The following is an 18,450-nucleotide window of genomic DNA, read 5'->3' as shown; positions in this document are numbered from 1 at the left end:
TCAACTGGCCCGCGTCCACTGCTGATTGGTCGCTCCATTGCAGGCGTACGTGATGATCGCCGCGGAGTCGGCGGTCGACGCGCCGTTCACGTCGAGGCACTCGCCGCTGGCGCGGGACCTCAGCGTGACGTAGCCGCCGGACGTGGCGACCGACCACTGCTGCGTGGTGACCGAGGTGGAGCAGGCCTCCTGCGTGACACTGGAGGCGTTCTCCCGCAGGCACAGCGAGCTGTGACGGGCCATCAGCTGGACGTATCCGTTGCCGAGGTCCTTGAACCAGAACCGCTGGTTGCCGCCGCCGTTGCAGGTCCACTGCTTGATCTGGGCGCCCGCGAGGATCGACTGGTCGGGGACGTCGGCGCACTTGCCGCTGTGCCGGGCGGCCAGCGTCTCGTACGGGCCGCCCCGACCGGTGATCGTCCCGGCGGCCGTGTCGATGGTGACCTCCGGATACCAGGACATGGACATCGTGGTGGAGTTCGAGAAGGTCAGCGGCAGCCAGACGTACCGCGAGTCGTTGACCGTCCCGCCGATGGAGTTGCCCCACCGGTCGCCCATGTAGAGGTAGGAGGTGCCCGAACTGCCCTGCACGGGAAGGACGTACGCGGTCTGCGAGCCGTACGTCGTCGAGTCGCCGATGTTCCGCATCGCCGTCCAGGGACCGACGAGCGAGGTGGCCGTCGCGTACTGCTGCTGGTTGGGGTTCCAGCCCGTGGATCCCGAAGTCAGCATGAAATAGACGCCGTTGCGCTTGAAGAGGGCCGGCGCCTCGCGGTGGCCGCCGTGCCAGGGGTCGGCGACCAGGGCGACGATTCCGGTGAAGTCGCTGGTCAGCCGGTAGATGTGCAGGTCGTAGTTCTCACGGGCGGCGGACACCATGTAGCCCGTGCCGTCGGTGTCGGTGAAGACGGTGATGTCACGGGACATGTGCTGACCCAGCGGCCGGAAGCTGCCCTGCCACTCGTAGTCGCCGTCGACGGTGTCCGAGACGGCGACGGCTGCGCGGGCCTCGCTGTAGTCGACGCCGTTCTCCTTGTGCATCCACATCACGTACTTGCCGGTGGCGGCGTTGTACATGACCTTCGGCCGCTCGATGTTGGCGGTCGCCAGCTCCGGGTCGGTGGCCTCGGTCAGGACGTGGTTGCGGAACTCCCAGTTCTTCAGGTCGGTGGAGCGGTAGGCCGACACGTACCGGAAGGTGTTGTCGGAGTTCCGGTTCTCGCCGAACCAGTAGTAGTACGAGCCGACCTTGAGGACCCCGCCGCCGTGCGCGTGCAGCGGATTGCCCGAAGTGTCGGTGAACTGGGTGCCGTTGGTGATGGTCTGGGGCGCCGCCTGCGCCGGGCCCGCGGTCACGAGCGCTCCGGCGACCGCGAGAGCGAGGGCGACGAGGATCGCGCACAGACGTCCCATCGCAGCACGTCCTGCTCCACCACCTCTTGTCGTGGCACGTCTTGTTGTGGCACGTCTTATCCCAGCATGTGGCATCTGGACACTCTCCTTCAGAACGGTGAAGTGACGTGCGAAGCCGGTCAGTTGGGGGAGGTCGCCCTCGTCCCCCGGGCGGGGGTGTCGGCCACGGGGATGCCGAAGTCCGGTGTGCCGTCCGGCTTCCAGCCCAGCTTCTGGATGCGGGTGTGGCGGTTGGGGTCGTTCAGCGGGTCGCCGACGATCTCCTTGTACTGGCGGGCGTGGTAGACGAGGACGTCGGTGCGGCCGTCCTCGGCGACCGTGAAGCAGTTGTGGCCCGGCCCGTACTGCTTGGTGGTGTCGTTGCTGGTGAACACCGGGGTCGGGGACTTCGACCAGTTCGCCGGGTTCATGAGGTCGGCGTCGGCGTCCACCGTGAGCAGGCCCATGCAGTAGTTGTGGTCGGTCGCGCTGGCCGAGTACGACATGAAGATGCGGCCGTTGCGCTTGATGAACGACGCGCCCTCGTTGACCTTGAAACCGATGGTCTCCCAGTCGTACTCCGGTGTGGTGAGCCGCACTTGAGGACCCGTCAGGGTCAGCGGGTCGGACATCTTCGACAGCCAGATCGCGGTGTTGTTGTCCATGCCGGGCTCGTGCTGCGCCCAGGCCAGGTAGCGGCTGCCGCGGTGCGTGAAGGTGGTGGCGTCCAGGGAGAAGGTCTCCCAGGCCGTCTTCAGCTGGCCGCGCTCCACCCAAGTGCCCTTGAACGGGTCCCGGTGGGAGTTCTCCAGGACCCAGATGCGGATCGCCCAGATGTCCTCGGCGGGAGCGGAGGCGAAGTAGATGTACCACTTGCCGTCGATGTGATGGATCTCCGGGGCCCAGATGTGTGCGCCCATGACACCGGTGGCGTGCTTGCGCCAGATGACGGCCTCGTCGGCGGTCGCGATGCCCCGCAGGGTGCGGGAGCGGCGCAGGATGATGCGGTCGTACTCCGGGGACGTGGCCGTGAAGTAGTAGCGGTGGTCGGTGTGACGGTGGATGTGCGGGTCGGCGCGGTTGCGGACGAGCGGGTTGACGTACGAGGAGCTCCCGCCGGTGGCGGCCTGGGCCATTCCGGGCACGGCGGTGAGCGCGCCCGCGGCGAGGGCACCCTTCAGGACGAGTCTGCGGCTGGGAATGTCGGGGCTCTCGTCAAGGCGGCTCATGCAGTTCCCTCACACTGGACTATTCGAAATTCCGAACGGCATCTGCCATTCCGAACGCCGAAACGGTAAGGGTGTGTTACGAGGAGGTCAACGGGTCGGGAGCTTAGAAAAAGTCGGGCGTTGCGGGGCCGTGGAGTCGCACCCGAAGTCGCACCCAAGTTTTTGTTATCGCCCCCGCCCTGCTCCCGTCTCCACAGGCGTGAACAAGAACATCCGTGTACGGGCAGCAGGAACAGGCGCGGCGCTGGCCGTGCTCGCGACAGGGATCATCACGCCGAGCGCGACGGCGGCACCCGCCGCAGCCGACGACGTCACCGCGGCGGTACTCGCGGGCCGCGATGTGACGCTCGACGGCGACACGGTGGTGACGGTCCCGGCCGGGAAGACCACGTACAACGGGGTGTTCCGGGGCGAGGGCACGCTCACCGTGCGCGGCTCCGGCACCCTGATCCTGACCAAGGACAGCGACTTCACGCTGCCGAAGTCACGGCAGCGGCAAGCGGTGAGGACGCAGGGCGGCAACCACCCGTACGTCACCACGACCAACCCGGACCCGCCCGCGATCACGGTCGAGCGCGGCGCGACCCTGCAGTACGGCAACGGCGGCACCACCGGGCTGATCGGCCACTTCCCGTACAACACCCCGGCGTTCCGGCTCAACCAGGACAACATCCGGGTCGACGGCACTCTGCGGCTCTCCCTGACGAGCGCCTACAACCTGGGCACCATCAGCGGCTCCGGGCTGATCACCCAGCCGAGGTTCCTCTGGGGCACCTGGGACATCTCGGGCACCCACCCCTTCTCCGGAGTGATCGACAACGGCACACAGGCGAACGCCGGACGACCGGAGTACGCGACGTCGCTGCCCAACGTGCGCAAGGTCCTCAACCAGGGCACCTGGACCGTCGACACCCCGCTGGGCCAGACCGTCACCCAGCGCATGGACTTCTACCAGCGCGAGTACGGCAGCGACATCAACGTCCAGTCCCGGCCGGGCAGCAAGGTCGTCCTGACCGGACAGTACAGCTGGTCGAACCAGGGCGGCGACACCAACCCCTCACTCAGCGACCCCGCCCTCAACTGGACGCCCGCGCGCAAGAACATCAACAAGCGCGGCACCAACATCAAGGGCGCCAACGTCCAGTGGGGCGACGGCACCACGAACAAGATCTTCATGCCGGGCACCGCCGAGACCGTATACATCAACCTGCTGGCGGCCCGCTCCCGTTCGCTGCTCACCTTCAACTACAACGGCCCGGTGACACTCGGCGCGCCGATCGGCGGCGGCGTCTTCCACGACACCCTGTCGGCGCCCGGCGCCGGCGACATCGTCATCAAGGGGACGCAGGGCAACGACGTCACCTTCGCCGCCGTCCAGTACTACAACGGCTCGACGACCATCGAGAAGGGCGCCGTGCTGCGGCTCGGCAGCGGCAAGTCCGGCGGCGACAGCGGCCTGTACACGAAGGGTGACCTCTACAAGCTCGTCAACAACGGTTCGCTGGTACTCCGCAACACAGCCAAGCCGCTCTCCCTGTCCAAGATCAGCGGCAGCGGCTCCGTCACCCAGTCCGGTGCCGCCACGACAACGCTGACCAGTGGCGTGACGTACTCAGGCACGACGACCGTCACGAAGGGCACGCTCGCGCTGGATGGGGCGAGCCTGGAGCGGAGCAAGGGGATCCGGCTCACTTCACCGAGTGCGCGGCTGGATGTGCGCAGGGCGTCCGGAGGGGCGCTGAACCTGAGCTCGTCCCTGGCCGGCAAGGGCAAGGTCGTCGGAACGGTGACGAATACGGGTACGGGGAAGGTCGCCGGCGGGGTGACGGTGACCGGGGACTACACGCAGGGCGCGGGCGGGCAACTGACCGTGAAGGACCGGGCGTTGAAGGTCGGGGGCGCGCTGCGGCTGGGCGGGAAGCTCGTCGTCGACCCGCCGTCCACGAGTTCTTCGAAGACGGTCAAGCCGGTCAAGACAGTCACCATCATCGACCACACCGGCAAGTCGAAGACCACCGGAACCTTCAAGGGCCTGAAGGAGGGCGCCAAGGTCAAGGTGGGCAAGACCGAGTACAAGATCAGCTACCGCGGCGGCGACGGCAACGACGTCGTCCTGACCTCCGGCAATAACACCCCGAGCCCCTCAGCGACCTCCCGCTCCACTCCCCAGCCCTCCGGCGCCGCCCCCAAGTCCGCCACCACCGAGAACGCGAGCGACGAGAGTTCCATACCGCTCGCTTGGTGGGTGGCAGCGGCGGTGCTGGGAGGCCTGGCGGCGCTGATCGTGCCGGTGAGCAGGCGGAGGCGTACGCGTACGGGACGAAGGGGTGGGCGACATGCGGCGTGAGCCATCGTGGACCAAGAAGGCCTGATCTTTGATCATGCCCTTTGACCTGCGGTTTCCTTGGTCGCCCGGTCATCCTGTCCGCACCCGTTCCGCAGGACGCCGAGCACGGCGTCCAGAACGGTCCGTGTGCGGTCTTCCACAGCCCGGCCACCGCGATTGGCCAGTGGAACGCGGCCGGCACCGCTAACTGAGTCGGCCCCCGCTCAGCTCCCGGCACAGAGCGGTGTCGGCGGGGTCTTGCGGCCCGCCCCGCCCCAGCGGGGCCTACCATCCCCAACCGCCGGCTGCAGCGCGCGCAGTCGATGGCCATCTGCTGCCGCGGGTTTGAGCTGGTCAACACGCGGCAGCCTGGCCGTGGTGGCGCTCACCGCTCGCCCTCCGCGCGCAGCTCGGCCCACACCCGCTTCCCGCCGTGGACCAGCTCGCTGCCCCAGTCGTGGGCGAGGGCCTCGACGAGAAGCAGGCCGCGGCCGGTCTCGTCGTCCGAGGACGGTGTGCCGAGGGTGGGTCTGGTGCGCGAGGTGTCGGTGACGACGATCCGAGCGGACTCTTCGCCGGTACGGGTGATGGACGCGCCGACCATCCCGGTGTCCGTGTGCTTGACGGCGTTGGCCACCAGCTCTGTGACCACCTGCTCGGCGACATCGACGAGCAGGGACAAACCCCAGGTCTGCCAGCGTTATGTCCCGTCGCGCCTGTGTGGCGGCCTCCAATGTCGCCGGATAGCGCCCCTGATAGCGCTGCGGTCCTAGCGGTACGGCCGTCATGGTCATCGTCGCGTCCCTCGATGGTGCCCGTGTTCGACGTCAACAGCGCCTCTGCTGTCACGTCGAGATAACCGCCGATCACGGAGCGCCATCGGACCTCTGCGCGGACCTTCGTCGGACTTTTTCTCAGCCACCGGACTTTTCGGGTCCAGCACAGCGGCTACGGTCGACGAGAGCAGAAGACCTTCGGGGAGGTCAGAGTGGATGTAACGCTGACGCCGTTCGCACGCGCCTGCATCGAGCGCGGATGGGCCAAGCCGTCGTCGTTCATCCCAGCCTTCGAGGCGACCGCCGAATTAGTCGGGGAAGAGGTGACCGTCACCGACCGTCAGTTCCGGAGGTGGCGACAGCCGAGTCCACCGAGGCCGCACCCCCCGGCCTGGCGAGTGCTGCACGCGATGTTCGGCATGAGCCCCCCTGACCTCGGCTTCCCGGGACCAGGACCGAGCACGACGGTGTACGCCCTTCAAGTGGCGCCGCATGAGGAGAACGTGGACCGCAGGACTTTCGTCGCCGACTCGATCGGCGTCGCCGCCGGCCTGGCCGTGGGGCCTCGGGAGGCCACCGGGATCCCGGACGCCGTCGGCGTCGCTCACCTCCTCGAACTCCGCGAGGGTCTGCGGTCGTTGTACACGCTCGATGACGCCTACGGAGGCGGCGACGTCCGATCTCTCGCCGTCCGCCACGTCCGGCGTGTGCGCCGGATCATCAACACCAGCAGCTACCCGGACACCATCGGCCGCCAACTCCAGCTCCTCGCCGGCGAGACCGCCGAGCACTGCGCCTGGCTGTACTACGACGCCGACCAGCAGGACACCGCCCGCCGCTACTGGGGCGAGGCCCTGACCACCGCGACCATGCTGCACGACGCCGGCCTTCAGGTCCTGGTACTCGTCTCGCTGAGCATGCAGGCCAGCTACGAGGATCGGCCGCGCGACGGCTACGACCTCGCACGCGCAGCCCATTCGCTCGCAGTCCCCTTCGGCTCTTCCGTGTTGCTCTCCCTGATCGCCGCTCGCGAGGCCCGCGCCCTGGCCCTCATGAAGGATCAGAACACCGCTCGCAAGAGGCTCGCCGACTCCATGCGCATGGTGGACCGCTCCGACAGCGGGCGCCCCGCCCCGGACTGGGCAGCCTTCCACGGGCACGCCGAACTCGACTACGCCCAGGGCCTGCTGTACTCCGACACCGGGCACCACAAGGCCGCGGTGCCGTTCCTGCGCGCAGCGCTCGCCCACCAAGACCGGTCGTACGGCCGTAACCGGGCCCTGTACCGGATGACCCTCGCACGCAGCCTCATCCAGGCCGGCGAGGTGGACGAGGGAGCGGCCGAGGCGGTCGCCAGTCTCACCCATCTCGAAGAGGTGGAGTCCGGCCGCGTGAACCGACGGGTGACCGAGGTCCGCGACCTGCTTCGCAGCGTGGACGCCGGGTGCGTCCGCGACGCCGTCGATGAGCTGACCGAATACACCGAACTGAAGGGAGCGGTGTGATGGCCGAAGTGACGTATGAGCGGTACGAGGGCCCGGATGGCGTCCGCAGGCTCGACGCCTTCCTCCCCGCCTACGAGGAGGTGTACGCCGAACCGCCGTACCGCGAGGGACCGCGCGACGTCGCCGAGTTCATCGACCACTACCAGGTCCACGCCCAGCGGCCCGGCTTCCGTCTCGTCCTGGCCCGCGAAGGGGACGAAACCGTTGGCTTCACCTACGGCTACCACCTCGCCCCTGACACCCGCTGGTGGAAGAACCTCCAGGACGTGCAACTGCCGGAGGACTTCACGCGCGAGGACGGCCGGCGCACGTTCGTCATCATCGAGCTGGCTGTGCGGAAGCCGTGGCGACGGCGTGGTATCGCAGGCGCGCTGCACGCGCAGCTCCTCGAGGGCCTGGACGTAGAGCGGGTCACTCTGACGATGCGGCCCGAGCCGGAGGCCGCGCCGGCTCAGTCCGCCTACGCGGCATGGGGGTACCGGAAGATCGGCGTGTCCCATCCATGGGATGAGGCGCCGCTGTACGACTGCATGATCCGCGAGCTGCGCTGAGGTAGCGTGCTGCAATCCTCCCCCACTGCCTTAAGGGCGTGGGCGGTACCCCCATCTCCGAGGCGTGAGAGGAGCCCAGCGGTGGCTGAAGACCTGTCCGCGGTGGCGCGCTTCCTGTACGAGGCGGGGACGCTGAAGCAGACCAAGCGCACCGGCTGGTGGATGGCCGGCGTACGCGACCCGGAGTCGGTGGCAGAGCACTCCTGGCGTACCGCTCTGCTTGCGACGATCATCGCGAAGCTCGAAGGCGCCGACCCCGCGCGGGCCGCGTTCCTCGCGGTGTGGCACGACTCCCAGGAGACGCGGACCGGTGACGTGAACCACCTCGGAAAGAAGTACGCCACCGAGGCAGACCCACAGGCGGTCACCGCCGACCAGGTCGCCGACATGCCCGAGATCCTGGCCTCGGCCGTACGGGAACTCGTCGCCGAGTACGAGGCGAAGGAATCCGCCGAGGCGATCTGCGCCCGGGACGCCGACAAACTGGAATGCATGATCCAGGGCATCGAGTACAAGGCCCAGGGCTACGAGAACGCACAGCGGTGGATCGACAACAGCCGCGGCCGACTCACCACGAAGTCGGCCAACGAACTCGCCGACGCGGTGCTGACGACCGGGTCCCTGGACTGGCTCCGCACCGCACTCGGTGAGAGGCAGAGCTGACCTGCGCCATGACCGACAGCACCGCCCGCGTCCGCGAACTCAACCTCTACCGCCAGTACTTCGAGCTCGTCGCCGCGGGCACCAAGACCATCGAGGTGCGGGTGAAGTACCCGCACCTCGCCGACCTCGCCGCAGGCGACGTCATCCGCTTCCGCATCAAAGGCACCGACGAGACCTGCGCGGTCAAGGTCAAGCGGGTCACCGAGTACCCCGACTTCGAGACCCTGCTCGACGGCGAGGGACCGGTCAACGTCAACCCGACCGCCACCCGCGACCAACAGCTCGCCAACATCCGCGCCATCTACCCGCCCGAGAAGGAAGCCCTCGGCGCTCTCGCTATCGAAATCGAAGGCGCCACGCCGTAAGCGCGAGTGTGGAGCTCGAGGGTGGAACACCCCGCGGAGCCCCATGACGCGGGCACGGAAGACGTCACCCCAACGAGCGACGCCCGCCGGTCGGCAAGGACGTTCCCACGCCCTCAAGACACTTGACCTTGACCAGAGGTGAAGGCCGACAGTGTCAGTGGCGACCAAGCCGGCGAGCTGAGCGCACTTGGCTCCGACCGAACCCGGACGAGAGGAACCTGCATGGATGACGACGCTCTCCTGGCAGAGCAGATGGCCTACTACAGGGCTGGCGCGGCCGAGTACGACCGGCCCTACACAGAGTATGAAGACCTGCAGAAATTGCTGGCTGTCGTCGATGAACTCCCGATTTCTGGGGATGTGCTGGAGCTGGCCTGCGGAACGGGCCAGTGGACCCCGAGGCTCGCCGCGCGGGCGCAGTCGGTGACGGCTGTCGACGCGGCAACCGAAGTGTTGACTCTCACTCGTGCGCGCACCGCATCCCCCACCGTCCAATTCATTCAGGCCGACCTGTTCGAGTGGCAGCCGCCACGACGCTACGACACCGTGTTCTTCGCCTTCTGGCTCTCCCACGTCCCGCCGACGCGGCTGCCCGACTTCTGGAACACCGTCGCCGCCACGCTCGCGCCGGGCGGCAAAGCGATCTTCATCGACGACGGCCCCGCCGCAGCCGCAGAGGAGGAAGTCCTCGCGAACCAGCCGGCCCCCGCGGCGCTGCGCCGACTCGACGACGGCAGCCAGTACCGCATCGTGAAGGTCTTCCACGATGCCCGGACTCTCACGAATGACCTCACCGCGCTGGGCTGGTCGGTCCGCATCCGTCCCATGGGCGGGAACTTCATCGGCATTGCAGAACCACCGGCCACCTCAGGCTAAGAAGCCGCAACTGCGATGCCTGCTTCAAACACGTAGACGAACCACGTCACCTGAGACCGCTGTCCCGTCTCATTAGATCTTGCGGAGGTGGGGCTGCTGACCTGCTGGGTGACAGGTTGATCTGCGATTCGCGGAGGGGGAGACACGGCGTCTTGGGAGAACTGCCGACAGCGCCGAGGGCGCGTCTGGTTGATCATGGCGAGGGCGGTGCTTCTTGACCTGGCCTTCGTCAGGATGGTGAGACGCCTGCTTCCAGGGTTCTCACTGAAGGTGGCAGTTTCTGTGGCTGAGGTGCTCAGTTGCTGGGTGGAGTCCCCTTGGTCTGTTCGCCTCCGGTGCGTCGGATACGCACCGTGCCGACGTCCAAGTTCATCTGGAAAGGCGGCTCCTCCGCCGGCTTGACGTTCTTGCGTACACGTTCCTGTTCCATGGCCCGTTTGACGGCCTGGGCCCGGGGGTCGCCCTCCTGGAGGAGGTCGACACCGATCGATGACAGGCCCTTGGTTTTGCGCCAGTAGATCCAGCCCCGAGCCTCCATCGCCAGCAGAACACGATCTGCCAGGAACACGGCGACGCCCAGCGCAACAACTCCTCCTGCAACCAGCAACACGGTGCCCATGGATCAGCGACCGGACCTCAGGCGTTCGACCCAGCGGCCAAGGCCTCGACGCGAGCGGCGGGGGCGCGGCTGACGTGATCGACGGTCCTCTGCGCCGACCTGGCCGGCTTCGCCGGGGCTGCGCCCCCAGTGATCGTCCGGCGACAGGATCGGAGCCTTGCGTTCTGCTTGGGCTCGGATCTCGATGTGAGCTTCGTGAGCGGTGATGCGGAACGCCTCCTCGTAGGAGGCCAAGGCTGCGCTCATGGCCCCGCCCGCAAGGCCTCGACGACGAATACGCGCGGCCAGCCAAGCAAAGAAGCCCAGGACGGCGGCGAGGCCGCAGGTCAAGATCAGGAACGGTAAGAACGCACCCATGGATACGAGCCTACTGGCCGACTGTGATGCGCGGTGGCCAACTACTCGGTCCCAGTTTCCGTGACGGCCTTACTGGCACCAACCCAACGTCGTCCCATGTCCGACACCATTGGCGCCTCGGCGTCCCACGGCAGGTCGCTGAGCCTTCGCTGCGAAAGACACTGATCGACCGAAGTGCAGTGAGAACGCTCAAGGTTCGCTGCGACGGATCATGGGAGAAGGTGACTTGGGCTACGGCGTTCGGTGGGTGAAGACGAGGGGGCACCGACGGGACTCTGTGACCTCGGTCGGTCCAACTCACAGCGGAGATCGGTTCCCACGCTGTTGTAGATCGTTTCCCGCTGCGCAGGGCATCGTGCTCCTGCCATCTCCGCCTACGGGCTCCCAGGAGCATCTGGCCGTTCGGGCCCGCCCGGTGTCGGCAGGTGCGGGCTATCGCAGGGCCGCCGCCACCAGTCCGCGGATCTCCTGGGACGACACGGTTCCGCCCCCCACCAGGCGGTCGAAGACCAGCCCGTCCACGCAGGTCAGCAACGTGACGGTGCGGTCCTCGGCGTCCGTGACGCCTTGTGCGGCCAGGAAGTCGCGTACGACTTGGCGTCCTGCGTTCTCGCGCGGCACGAGGATCTCCCGCAGCTCGGGGTGGTGCACGCTCTCGAGGGCGCACGCGTAGCGCGCGAGGGAGCGCCGACGGCCGTCTCCCGTGAGCCGGTGCTCGATGAAGGCGGCGATTCCGGCTGCCAGTTCCTCGGCGTCCCGTGGCACGGGTGTCTGCTCTCCGATCGCCTGTAGTTCTGCCTGGTCAAGGGCGACCAGGCGGCGGACCAGTGCGGCGAGCAGCGCCTGGCGGGTGCGGTAGTAGGCGGACGTGGTGCCGGGTGGCAGATGTGCTGCCCGGTCCACCGCGCGATGGGTCAGCCCTCGGATTCCGGTCTCGGCGAGCACGTCGATGGCCGCATCGGCGAGGACGGTACGTCGATCTGCGAGCATCCCCCTTTTCTACACCTGTAGAGGAGCGGGGTACTCTCCTTCTACACCTGTAGAAGGATTGCGGCGGGGCGGACGAGGGAGGCCGGCGGTATGGGTGGCAGCGCGGTGGTGGTGGGCGGAGGCATCGGCGGGCTGGCCGCCGCAATCGGTCTACGCCTGATCGGCTGGGAGGTGACGGTTGTCGAACGCACCCCCGTCCTGACCGATGCGGGTGCGGGTATCTCCCTGCACGCCAACGGCATCCGCGCCCTGGACGCCCTTGGCGTCGGCGAGGCGGTGCGCGCGGCCGCACGGCCTCAGTACACCGGGGGCACCCGTGTCCCCGGTGGCGGCTGGCTGGCCCGGATGGACGGGACCGCTCTTGAGCGCGAGCTGGGCACGCCGATCGTCGGTATCCCCCGAGCCATGCTGCACCACCTGCTGCGCGCGGCGCTGCCGTCCGAGTGCCTGGCGGTCGGGGCCGAGGTGACGTCCGTCGACCGCTTCGACCCGAGCCGGATGCGGATACCCCTCGACGACGCCGTCCTGGAGGCGGACCTGGTCGTGGCCGCCGACGGAGCGGGCAGCCGGCTGCGCGCCCAGCTGTTCCCCCAGCACCCCGGCCCGGCCTACAGCGGGTCGACCGTATTGCGCGCCATCACCGAGCGCCCGGTCGAGTTGGACACCGACTTCGAACTGACCTGGGGCAAGGGCGCCGAGTTCGGCCACATCGCGTTCGCCGACGGCCGGGCCGAGTGGCACGCGGTGCTCAACTCGTCGCTCGGGGTGCGGCATACGGACGCCCTCGCCGCGATGCGCCGCCGCTTCGGCACCTGGCACGATCTGATCCCCGCGCTGCTGGACGCGACCCGACCGGAAGCGGTCCTGCACCACGACATCCACGAACTGGCAACACCCTTGCCCGCCTTCACCGCAGGCCGGATCGCTCTACTCGGTGACGCGGCCCACGCCATGACCCCCAACCTCGGCCAGGGCGCCTGCCAGGCACTGGAGGATGCGGTCGTGCTGGCCGCCGCACTCGCCACCGAGCCCACCGTCGAATCGGCGCTGGCCCGTTACGACGCCGAGCGCCGCCCGCGCAGCCAGTCCGTCGCCCGCGCCGCCCGCCAGGCTGGCCGGATGGGCCAGCAACTCACCCACCCCCTGGCCGTCGCCGCACGCAACACCGCTCTCCGGCTGGCCCCCTCCCGCGCGACTGTCCATGCCATCCTGCGGCATGCCGACTGGACACCGCCGGGCCTGGGCTGACGGCCCCGGGCCCGCTCCAGGCCGCAGCGCACCCGCACCCCTGAATCACCGCTGCCCTGCGAAGCAAAGCGTTTCGTCGGTGCATCGCGAGGGGCTTCAGTCGACGACCGCGGTGGCTTCGACCTCCACCAGAGGCTCGGGAACATCCAATACCGCAACGCCGATCAGCGTGCCCGGCGCTATCGGGGTGACGCCGAGCTTTGCCGAGGCCCGGTCGAGCCCCTCCAGGACTGGACGTAAACGCTCAGACGTTCAGCCAACGAGGCTCGACACCCTCCGGGCCGCCCGCAGATAGTCGAGTACCAATGGGCGGTGGTCGTCTGCGCGGGCGGCGAGGGCGAGTCTGCTGGGTGACAGGCCGTGGACCGGGCGGGTGACGATTCCGCCCAGACTGATCAGGGGAGCGTTCCCGGCCGCGACCAGGCAGACGCCACGGCCGTCCACCAGTGCCTCGTACGTCTCGTCCGTGCTCGCGATCTCGGCTCCGATACGCGGCGGGCGGCCGGGCCGTTCATCGAGGGCGAGCCAGTACTCGCGCAGCACACCGGCGCTCTTCGGCAGGGCGAGGAACGGTTCGTCCAGCAGATCGGCGAAGTCGACGGACTCGCGCGCCGCGAGGGGGTGCGTCTGGGGCAGGGCCACCAGGCGCGGCTCCTCGGCGACCACGACGTACGTATAACGGTCGGGCTCGGGGACCGGCAGCCATACGTACGCCACGTCGACCGAGCCGTCCGCGAGCCCGGCGGTCGCGTCCTCCCAGCCGATCTGCCGCAGTCGCACGGTGGCTTCCGGGCGCGCTTCGGTGAACCGGGAGCGGATGGCCGGGAGCAGGCCGCCCCGCGCAGGGCTGGTGCTCATGCCCACGACGAGGACAGCGGCCTGCTCGGCCTTGGCCCGCTCGATCGCGTCCCGGGCCTCCTCCCAGTCGGCGACGACCCGACGGGCGTACGGCAACAGCGCCTCGCCCACCGGCGTCAGCCGTACTCCCGTCCTGTCCCGCTCGAACAGCGGCGCTCCCAACTTCCGTTCCAGCACCCTGACTTGCTTGCTCAGGGCGGGCTGCGAGACGTACAACCGCTCGGCGGCCCGCGTGAAGTGCAGTTCCTCCGCGACCGCGACGAAGTACCTCAGATCCCTGCCGTGCACGTCCATAACCAACGGTTATCACGACAGGTCTTGGACGGGCGACCGGGTGCGCGGACAGGCTTGTCGGCACAGGGAGTTGACGAGCGAGGAGCTTGAGATGAGCAAGGTATGGCTGGTGACCGGGGCGAACAGCGGATTCGGGCGGGCGATCACCGAGGCGGCGGTCGCGGCGGGTGATGTCGTGGTGGCGACGGCGCGTCGTCCGGCCACGCTGGACGACCTGGTCGCGGCGCATCCCGACCAGGTGGAGGCGGTGGCCCTGGACGTGACCGACGCGGCGGGGATCGAGACGACCGTGCGGGACGTGGTGGAGCGGCACGGGCGGATCGACGTGCTGGTCAACAACGCGGGCCGCAGCCACGTCGGCGCTTTCGAGGAGACCACGGACACCGAGCTGCGGGACCTCTTCGACGTGCACGTCTTCGGCCCCGCCGCCCTGGTCCGCGCCGTGCTGCCGCACATGCGCGACCGCCGCTCCGGGGCGGTCGTGCAGCTGAGCAGCATGGGCGGGCAGCTGTCGTTCGCCGGTTTCTCCGCGTACAGCGGGACGAAGTTCGCGCTGGAGGGCATGTCGGAGGCGCTGGCGGATGAGGTGCGGCCGTACGGCATCAAGGTGCTGATCGTCGAGCCGGGTGCCTTCCGTACGGGTTTGTTCGGCAACATCAGCACGAGTGCGGAGCTCGACGCGTACGCCGAGACGGTGGGGCCGACGCGGCGGATGGTCGCCTCCAGTGACGGCAGCCAGCCCGGCGATCCGGCGAAGGCGGCGGCTGCGATCCTCGCGGCGCTGAACGCCGAGCAGACTCCGCTGCGGCTTCCCCTGGGCGACGACGCCGTGGATGCGGTGGTCGGACATCTCGATGGGGTACGGGGGGAGATCGCGGCGTGGGAGAAGGTGACTCGGGCTACGGCGTTCAGCGAGTGAGGGTTGACGGGCTCAGGCGATGACCGCGGTGGCCTCCACCTCGACCAGATGCTCCGGTACGTCCAGTGCCGCAACGCCGATCAGCGTGGCCGGCGCCACCGGGGTGACGCCGAGCTTTGCCGAGGCCCGGTCGATCCCCTCCAGGAGCAGGGGCATCTTGTCGGGGGTCCAGTCGACGACGTAGACGGTCAGCTTGGCCACGTCGGCGAAGGTCGCGCCGGCCTCGGCCAGGGCGGTGCCGACGTTGAGGTAGGCCCGCTCGACCTGGGCGGCGAGGTCACCTTCGCCGACCGTGACTCCGTCGGCATCCCAGGCGACCTGCCCGGCGATGTAGACCAGCTTCGAGCCGGTCGCGATCGACACCTGCCGGTAGACGGGGATTTCCGGAAGTCCGCTGGGGTTCAGCAGTTTGATGGCCATGTTGTCAGCCTCCTCGTCGTGAGAGCCCGAGATCTCGTGCTCTCTTGTAGTTACTCAGGAACTGTAGGAGAGTGACCGCTGACATGGAAGAACGCACTTTTCAGTGACTGGGGAACCAAATGGAGACCAAGCAGTTCACGGGCTCTCCCGAGGACGCGGACCTGGCACGCGCGGACTCTCTGGCGCGGGAGATCTTCTCGGACGTCGCCAATAAGTGGGCGTTGCTGATCATCGAGTTCATCGGTGACCGCACCCTGCGCTTCAGCGAGTTGCGCAACGAGGTCGAGGGCATCAGCCACAAGATGCTCACGCAGAACCTGCGCATGCTGGAGCGCAACGGTCTGGTCGAGCGGTGCGTGCACCCCACCGTGCCGCCACGGGTCGAGTACACACTCACCGACGCCGGCCAAGGCCTACGAGCGACCATCGACGGCATGTGCGACTGGACCCACCGCTACCTCGCCCACATCGAGGCCTCCCGCCGACGCTTCGACACAAGGTAGGGACGCCTGAGGGTCAGTCACTCAGGCCCGCCGGACTCCGCCCCTCAACTCGCCCTGAGCGCCTGCGAGATCGACGTGATCGCCTCCGGCCCCACCCGGCAGCACCCGCCGATCAGCCGGGCGCCGGCCTCCTGCCAGCCGCGTACCTCCTCGGTCGCGAAGGTGGAGCGGCCCGCCCAGGTGCGGGCCTCGGCGTCCCAGGTCTCGCCGCTGTTGGGGTAGACGACGACCGGCTTGCCGGTGACACGGGCGGCGGTCTCGATCGCGCCGTCCACGTCCTCGGGGGCGCAGCAGTTCACGCCGACCGCGATCACTTCGTCCACGTCGGCGGCCAGGGCGAACGCCTCCTCCAGCGGCTGCCCGGCGCGGGTGCGGTCGCCTGCCACGCTGTACGACAGCCAGGCCGGCACTCCCAGCCCGCGTACCGCCCGCAGCAGCGCCTCGGCCTCGTCGGCGTCCGGCACCGTCTCCAGTGCCAGGGCGTCCGGCCCGACGTATGCCAGTGCCTCCAGGCGGGGCCGGTGGAAGGCCTCGAGTTCGGCCACGCTCAGGCCGTACCGGCCGCGGTACTCGGAGCCGTCCGCGAGCATCGCGCCGTACGGCCCGACCGAGGCCGCCACGTACAGCGGCCGCGTGACGCCCTTCGCGCGCGCCTCCTCGGTCGCGTCCAGGGCCAACTCGATGCTCAGGGCCATGAGTTCGGTCGCCCGCTCCCGCTTGATCCCACGCTTCGCGAAGCCCTCGAAGGTGGCCTGGTAGCTGGAGGTGATCGCGACGTTCGCACCCGCCTCGAAGTACGCGAGGTGCGCCTCGGTGATCGCCTCGGGCCGCTCCGCGAGCAGTCGCGCCGACCAGAGTTCGTCGCTCAGATCGTGCCCGGCGGACTCCAGCTGGTTGGACATGCCGCCGTCGAGCACGAGCGTCCCCGCGGCGAGTGCGTCGGCGAGGAGAGGAGCGGAGAAGAGGGCGTCGCTGGTCATGTCACGACGCTAACCGAAGCGAGGGCCGTCACCCCCTGCGTGTCCAGTACATGAACAGATCGACCACGATGTGGGATCGGGAGATACGATCACGACCCTCCCCTCCCCTCCCCCACGGACGCCCCATGCCTGTCGCAGACACCACCGACGCCGCCGAGCCCGTACCCCCGTCGCCGACCGACGAGACCCCGGCGTCCATACGCCCCAAGGGCTTCGGTCTCGCCGCCGCCACCGCCCTCGTCATGGGGAACATCATCGGCGGCGGCATCTTCGCCCTCCCCGCCACCGTCGCCCCGTACGGCACGGTCAGCCTGCTCGCCTTCCTCGTCCTGTCCGTGGGCGCGGTGCTGCTCGCGCTGCTCTTCGGGAAGCTCGCGCGCCGCAGCCCCGTCACCGGCGGCCTGTACGTGTACCCTCGCGACGCGTTCGGCGAGTTCGCAGGCTTCCTGTCGGCCTGGTCGTACTGGACGATGACCTGGGTCAGCATCGCCGCGCTCGCCGTCGCTACCGTCGGATACGCCGACGTGCTGCTGCCGCTGGGCGACAACAAGGTGCTGCAGGCGGCGGTGGCGCTGGCCGCGCTGTGGCTGCCCGCCGCCGCGAACTTCGCCGGCACCCGCTGGGTCGGCGGCGTGCAGATCGTCTCGACCGTCCTGAAGTTCGTACCGCTGCTCCTCGTCGCCACCGTCGGCCTCTTCTTCGTGGACACCGACAACTTCGGCCCCTTCAACGCCTCCGGCGAGAGCGTGCCCGGCGCTCTCGCCGCCTCCGCCGCGCTGCTCCTCTACAGCTTCCTCGGCGTCGAGTCGGCCGCGATGAGCGCGGGCGAGGTCCGCGACCCGGAGCGCACGGTGGGCCGCGCGAGCGTCCTGGGCACGCTCGGCTCCGCGCTCGTCTATCTGCTCGGCATGGTCGCGGTCTTCGGCCTCGTACCGCACGGTGAACTCGCCGAGTCCGGGGCGCCGTTCGCCGACGCCGTCGACGCGATGGCCGGCGGCCACTGGGGCGGCACGCTCATAGCCGCCGTCGCCCTCGCCTCGATGGTCGGCTGCCTCAACGGCTGGATCCTGATGAGCGCGCAGATGCCGTACGCCGCCGCGCGCGACGGGCTCTTCCCCGCGCCCTTCGCGCGCGTCGGCAAGGGCGGTGTCCCCGGCTTCGGCGTGCTGGCCTGCGCGGTCCTCGGCACGCTGCTGATCGCCCTCAACTACACGGCGGGGCCGGACACCACCTTCCGTGTCCTGGTCCTCATCACCACCTTCACCGGCTGCGTGCCGTACCTGCTGTCGGCCGCGGCCCAGCTGTACTGGCTTGCCCAGGGCACCCGTGAGCGTGTACGTCCCGCGGGGCTGGCTCGCGATCTGATCGTGGCCCTTCTCTCCTTCGCCTTCTCCTTCTGGCTGATCGCGGGGGCGGGATACGCGGCGGTCTACCAGGGGGTGTTGTTCCTGTTCGCGGGGATTCCCGTGTACGTGTGGCTTCGGGGTCGACACGCCTGAGCTCCTGCTGGGGGGTGCGGTTTTCGGCTGCGGGTCCGTTGTGGTTGCTCGCGCCCCACGGCGGAGCCGCATATGTCACA

Annotated in this window: 19 protein-coding genes and 1 pseudogene; 10 read left to right on the top strand and 10 right to left on the bottom strand. The window is 68.8% G+C overall.

The genetic code is table 11. The annotated features are described in order from the left end of the window. A complete protein-coding gene (locus tag ABD357_RS27515; RefSeq protein WP_344393702.1) occupies window positions 1-1,413 on the bottom strand; it encodes an RICIN domain-containing protein in 1,413 nt (470 codons plus the stop codon). 119 nt (window positions 1,414-1,532) lie between these two features. Beyond that, window positions 1,533-2,621, bottom strand: coding sequence for a glycoside hydrolase family 43 protein (locus ABD357_RS27510; RefSeq protein WP_344393701.1), 1,089 nt, complete (start codon window positions 2,619-2,621; stop codon window positions 1,533-1,535). A 199-nt stretch (window positions 2,622-2,820) separates the two neighbouring features. Between ABD357_RS27510 and ABD357_RS27505 the strand changes: the two genes are divergently transcribed. Then, window positions 2,821-4,968 carry an autotransporter gene (locus ABD357_RS27505; protein WP_425585030.1) on the top strand — a complete coding sequence of 716 codons (2,148 nt, stop codon included), beginning with the start codon at window positions 2,821-2,823 and terminating at the stop codon, window positions 4,966-4,968. A 364-nt stretch (window positions 4,969-5,332) separates the two neighbouring features. On the opposite strand, the gene ABD357_RS27500 is transcribed toward ABD357_RS27505, so the two are convergent. Next, on the bottom strand, window positions 5,333-5,629 hold the full coding sequence (locus ABD357_RS27500) for an ATP-binding protein (RefSeq protein WP_344393700.1): 297 nt from the start codon (window positions 5,627-5,629) through the stop codon (window positions 5,333-5,335). 306 nt (window positions 5,630-5,935) lie between these two features. On the opposite strand from ABD357_RS27500, the gene ABD357_RS27495 reads away from it, so the two are divergent. From ABD357_RS27495 to ABD357_RS27475, 5 genes are all read left to right on the top strand, one after another. Continuing rightward, entirely contained in the window at window positions 5,936-7,228 is a 1,293-nt protein-coding gene (locus ABD357_RS27495) for an NsdA family TPR-like regulatory protein (RefSeq protein ID WP_486389234.1), read from the top strand. Further along, window positions 7,228-7,779 carry a GNAT family N-acetyltransferase gene (locus ABD357_RS27490; protein ID WP_344393698.1) on the top strand — a complete coding sequence of 184 codons (552 nt, stop codon included), beginning with the start codon at window positions 7,228-7,230 and terminating at the stop codon, window positions 7,777-7,779. The genes ABD357_RS27495 and ABD357_RS27490 overlap by 1 nt, the downstream gene beginning before the upstream one ends. Window positions 7,780-7,860: 81 nt before the next feature. Then, window positions 7,861-8,442, top strand: coding sequence for an HD domain-containing protein (locus tag ABD357_RS27485; protein WP_344393697.1), 582 nt, complete (start codon window positions 7,861-7,863; stop codon window positions 8,440-8,442). Between the two features lie 8 nt (window positions 8,443-8,450). Then, window positions 8,451-8,807, top strand: coding sequence for an ASCH domain-containing protein (locus ABD357_RS27480; protein ID WP_344393696.1), 357 nt, complete (start codon window positions 8,451-8,453; stop codon window positions 8,805-8,807). 222 nt (window positions 8,808-9,029) lie between these two features. Continuing rightward, a complete protein-coding gene (locus ABD357_RS27475) occupies window positions 9,030-9,683 on the top strand; it encodes a class I SAM-dependent methyltransferase (RefSeq protein ID WP_344393695.1) in 654 nt (217 codons plus the stop codon). 295 nt (window positions 9,684-9,978) lie between these two features. Here ABD357_RS27475 and ABD357_RS27470 read toward each other — a convergent pair whose 3' ends face one another. The 3 genes from ABD357_RS27470 to ABD357_RS27460 all read right to left on the bottom strand — a co-directional run bounded on the left by ABD357_RS27470 (window position 9,979) and on the right by ABD357_RS27460 (window position 11,649). Further along, a complete protein-coding gene (locus tag ABD357_RS27470) occupies window positions 9,979-10,302 on the bottom strand; it encodes a hypothetical protein (RefSeq protein WP_344393694.1) in 324 nt (107 codons plus the stop codon). Window positions 10,303-10,305: 3 nt separating this feature from the next. Further along, window positions 10,306-10,659: a hypothetical protein gene (locus ABD357_RS27465; RefSeq protein WP_344393693.1), complete on the bottom strand. Its 354-nt coding sequence runs from the start codon at window positions 10,657-10,659 to the stop codon at window positions 10,306-10,308. Window positions 10,660-11,091: 432 nt separating this feature from the next. After that, on the bottom strand, window positions 11,092-11,649 hold the full coding sequence (locus tag ABD357_RS27460; RefSeq protein WP_344393692.1) for a TetR/AcrR family transcriptional regulator: 558 nt from the start codon (window positions 11,647-11,649) through the stop codon (window positions 11,092-11,094). A 90-nt stretch (window positions 11,650-11,739) separates the two neighbouring features. On the opposite strand from ABD357_RS27460, the gene ABD357_RS27455 reads away from it, so the two are divergent. Next, window positions 11,740-12,897 (top strand): FAD-dependent monooxygenase, encoded by a 1,158-nt coding sequence (locus ABD357_RS27455; RefSeq protein WP_344393691.1) that lies wholly within the window; start codon window positions 11,740-11,742, stop codon window positions 12,895-12,897. 96 nt (window positions 12,898-12,993) lie between these two features. On the opposite strand, the pseudogene ABD357_RS44840 reads toward ABD357_RS27455, so the two are convergent. Then, window positions 12,994-13,128, bottom strand: a pseudogene (locus ABD357_RS44840) (RidA family protein); the annotation flags it as partial. 21 nt (window positions 13,129-13,149) lie between these two features. Beyond that, a complete protein-coding gene (locus tag ABD357_RS27450) occupies window positions 13,150-14,049 on the bottom strand; it encodes a LysR family transcriptional regulator (RefSeq protein WP_344393690.1) in 900 nt (299 codons plus the stop codon). Window positions 14,050-14,140: 91 nt separating this feature from the next. On the opposite strand from ABD357_RS27450, the gene ABD357_RS27445 reads away from it, so the two are divergent. Next, window positions 14,141-14,968: an oxidoreductase gene (locus ABD357_RS27445; RefSeq protein WP_344393689.1), complete on the top strand. Its 828-nt coding sequence runs from the start codon at window positions 14,141-14,143 to the stop codon at window positions 14,966-14,968. A 12-nt stretch (window positions 14,969-14,980) separates the two neighbouring features. Here the strand turns inward: ABD357_RS27445 and ABD357_RS27440 are convergent, their stop codons facing one another. Beyond that, the gene (locus ABD357_RS27440) at window positions 14,981-15,388 is read right to left on the bottom strand and encodes a RidA family protein (RefSeq protein ID WP_344393688.1); all 408 of its coding nucleotides are present in this window, start codon (window positions 15,386-15,388) and stop codon (window positions 14,981-14,983) included. 119 nt (window positions 15,389-15,507) lie between these two features. Here ABD357_RS27440 and ABD357_RS27435 point away from each other — a divergent pair, with 119 nt between their 5' ends. Then, complete coding sequence (locus ABD357_RS27435) at window positions 15,508-15,891, top strand: winged helix-turn-helix transcriptional regulator (RefSeq protein WP_344393687.1); 384 nt, start codon at window positions 15,508-15,510, stop codon at window positions 15,889-15,891. 44 nt (window positions 15,892-15,935) lie between these two features. Here ABD357_RS27435 and mmuM read toward each other — a convergent pair whose 3' ends face one another. Beyond that, window positions 15,936-16,871 (bottom strand): homocysteine S-methyltransferase, encoded by a 936-nt coding sequence (mmuM, locus tag ABD357_RS27430; RefSeq protein ID WP_344393686.1) that lies wholly within the window; start codon window positions 16,869-16,871, stop codon window positions 15,936-15,938. A 125-nt stretch (window positions 16,872-16,996) separates the two neighbouring features. Between mmuM and ABD357_RS27425 the strand changes: the two genes are divergently transcribed. Further along, entirely contained in the window at window positions 16,997-18,370 is a 1,374-nt protein-coding gene (locus ABD357_RS27425; protein WP_344393685.1) for an amino acid permease, read from the top strand. Window positions 18,371-18,450: the final 80 nt, after the last annotated feature.

Origin of the sequence: Streptomyces vastus, assembly GCF_039532825.1 — a bacterium.
Lineage (GTDB): Bacteria > Actinomycetota > Actinomycetes > Streptomycetales > Streptomycetaceae > Streptomyces > Streptomyces vastus.
Note: the sequence above shows the minus strand (reverse complement) of the source record. Positions and strands in the feature narration are given on the sequence as shown.

What these genes read in the sequence shown, in the direction of transcription:
- ABD357_RS27515 (WP_344393702.1), bottom strand. Translation starts at nt 1,413, where the DNA reads ATGGGACGTCTGTGCGCGATCCTCGTCGCCCTCGCTCTCGCGGTCGCC.
- ABD357_RS27510 (WP_344393701.1), bottom strand. Translation starts at nt 2,621, where the DNA reads ATGAGCCGCCTTGACGAGAGCCCCGACATTCCCAGCCGCAGACTCGTC.
- ABD357_RS27490 (WP_344393698.1), top strand. Translation starts at nt 7,228, where the DNA reads ATGGCCGAAGTGACGTATGAGCGGTACGAGGGCCCGGATGGCGTCCGC.
- ABD357_RS27480 (WP_344393696.1), top strand. Translation starts at nt 8,451, where the DNA reads ATGACCGACAGCACCGCCCGCGTCCGCGAACTCAACCTCTACCGCCAG.
- ABD357_RS27475 (WP_344393695.1), top strand. Translation starts at nt 9,030, where the DNA reads ATGGATGACGACGCTCTCCTGGCAGAGCAGATGGCCTACTACAGGGCT.
- ABD357_RS27470 (WP_344393694.1), bottom strand. Translation starts at nt 10,302, where the DNA reads ATGGGCACCGTGTTGCTGGTTGCAGGAGGAGTTGTTGCGCTGGGCGTC.
- ABD357_RS27465 (WP_344393693.1), bottom strand. Translation starts at nt 10,659, where the DNA reads ATGGGTGCGTTCTTACCGTTCCTGATCTTGACCTGCGGCCTCGCCGCC.
- ABD357_RS27460 (WP_344393692.1), bottom strand. Translation starts at nt 11,649, where the DNA reads ATGCTCGCAGATCGACGTACCGTCCTCGCCGATGCGGCCATCGACGTG.
- ABD357_RS27455 (WP_344393691.1), top strand. Translation starts at nt 11,740, where the DNA reads ATGGGTGGCAGCGCGGTGGTGGTGGGCGGAGGCATCGGCGGGCTGGCC.
- ABD357_RS27450 (WP_344393690.1), bottom strand. Translation starts at nt 14,049, where the DNA reads ATGGACGTGCACGGCAGGGATCTGAGGTACTTCGTCGCGGTCGCGGAG.
- ABD357_RS27445 (WP_344393689.1), top strand. Translation starts at nt 14,141, where the DNA reads ATGAGCAAGGTATGGCTGGTGACCGGGGCGAACAGCGGATTCGGGCGG.
- ABD357_RS27440 (WP_344393688.1), bottom strand. Translation starts at nt 15,388, where the DNA reads ATGGCCATCAAACTGCTGAACCCCAGCGGACTTCCGGAAATCCCCGTC.
- ABD357_RS27435 (WP_344393687.1), top strand. Translation starts at nt 15,508, where the DNA reads ATGGAGACCAAGCAGTTCACGGGCTCTCCCGAGGACGCGGACCTGGCA.
- mmuM (WP_344393686.1), bottom strand. Translation starts at nt 16,871, where the DNA reads ATGACCAGCGACGCCCTCTTCTCCGCTCCTCTCCTCGCCGACGCACTC.
- ABD357_RS27425 (WP_344393685.1), top strand. Translation starts at nt 16,997, where the DNA reads ATGCCTGTCGCAGACACCACCGACGCCGCCGAGCCCGTACCCCCGTCG.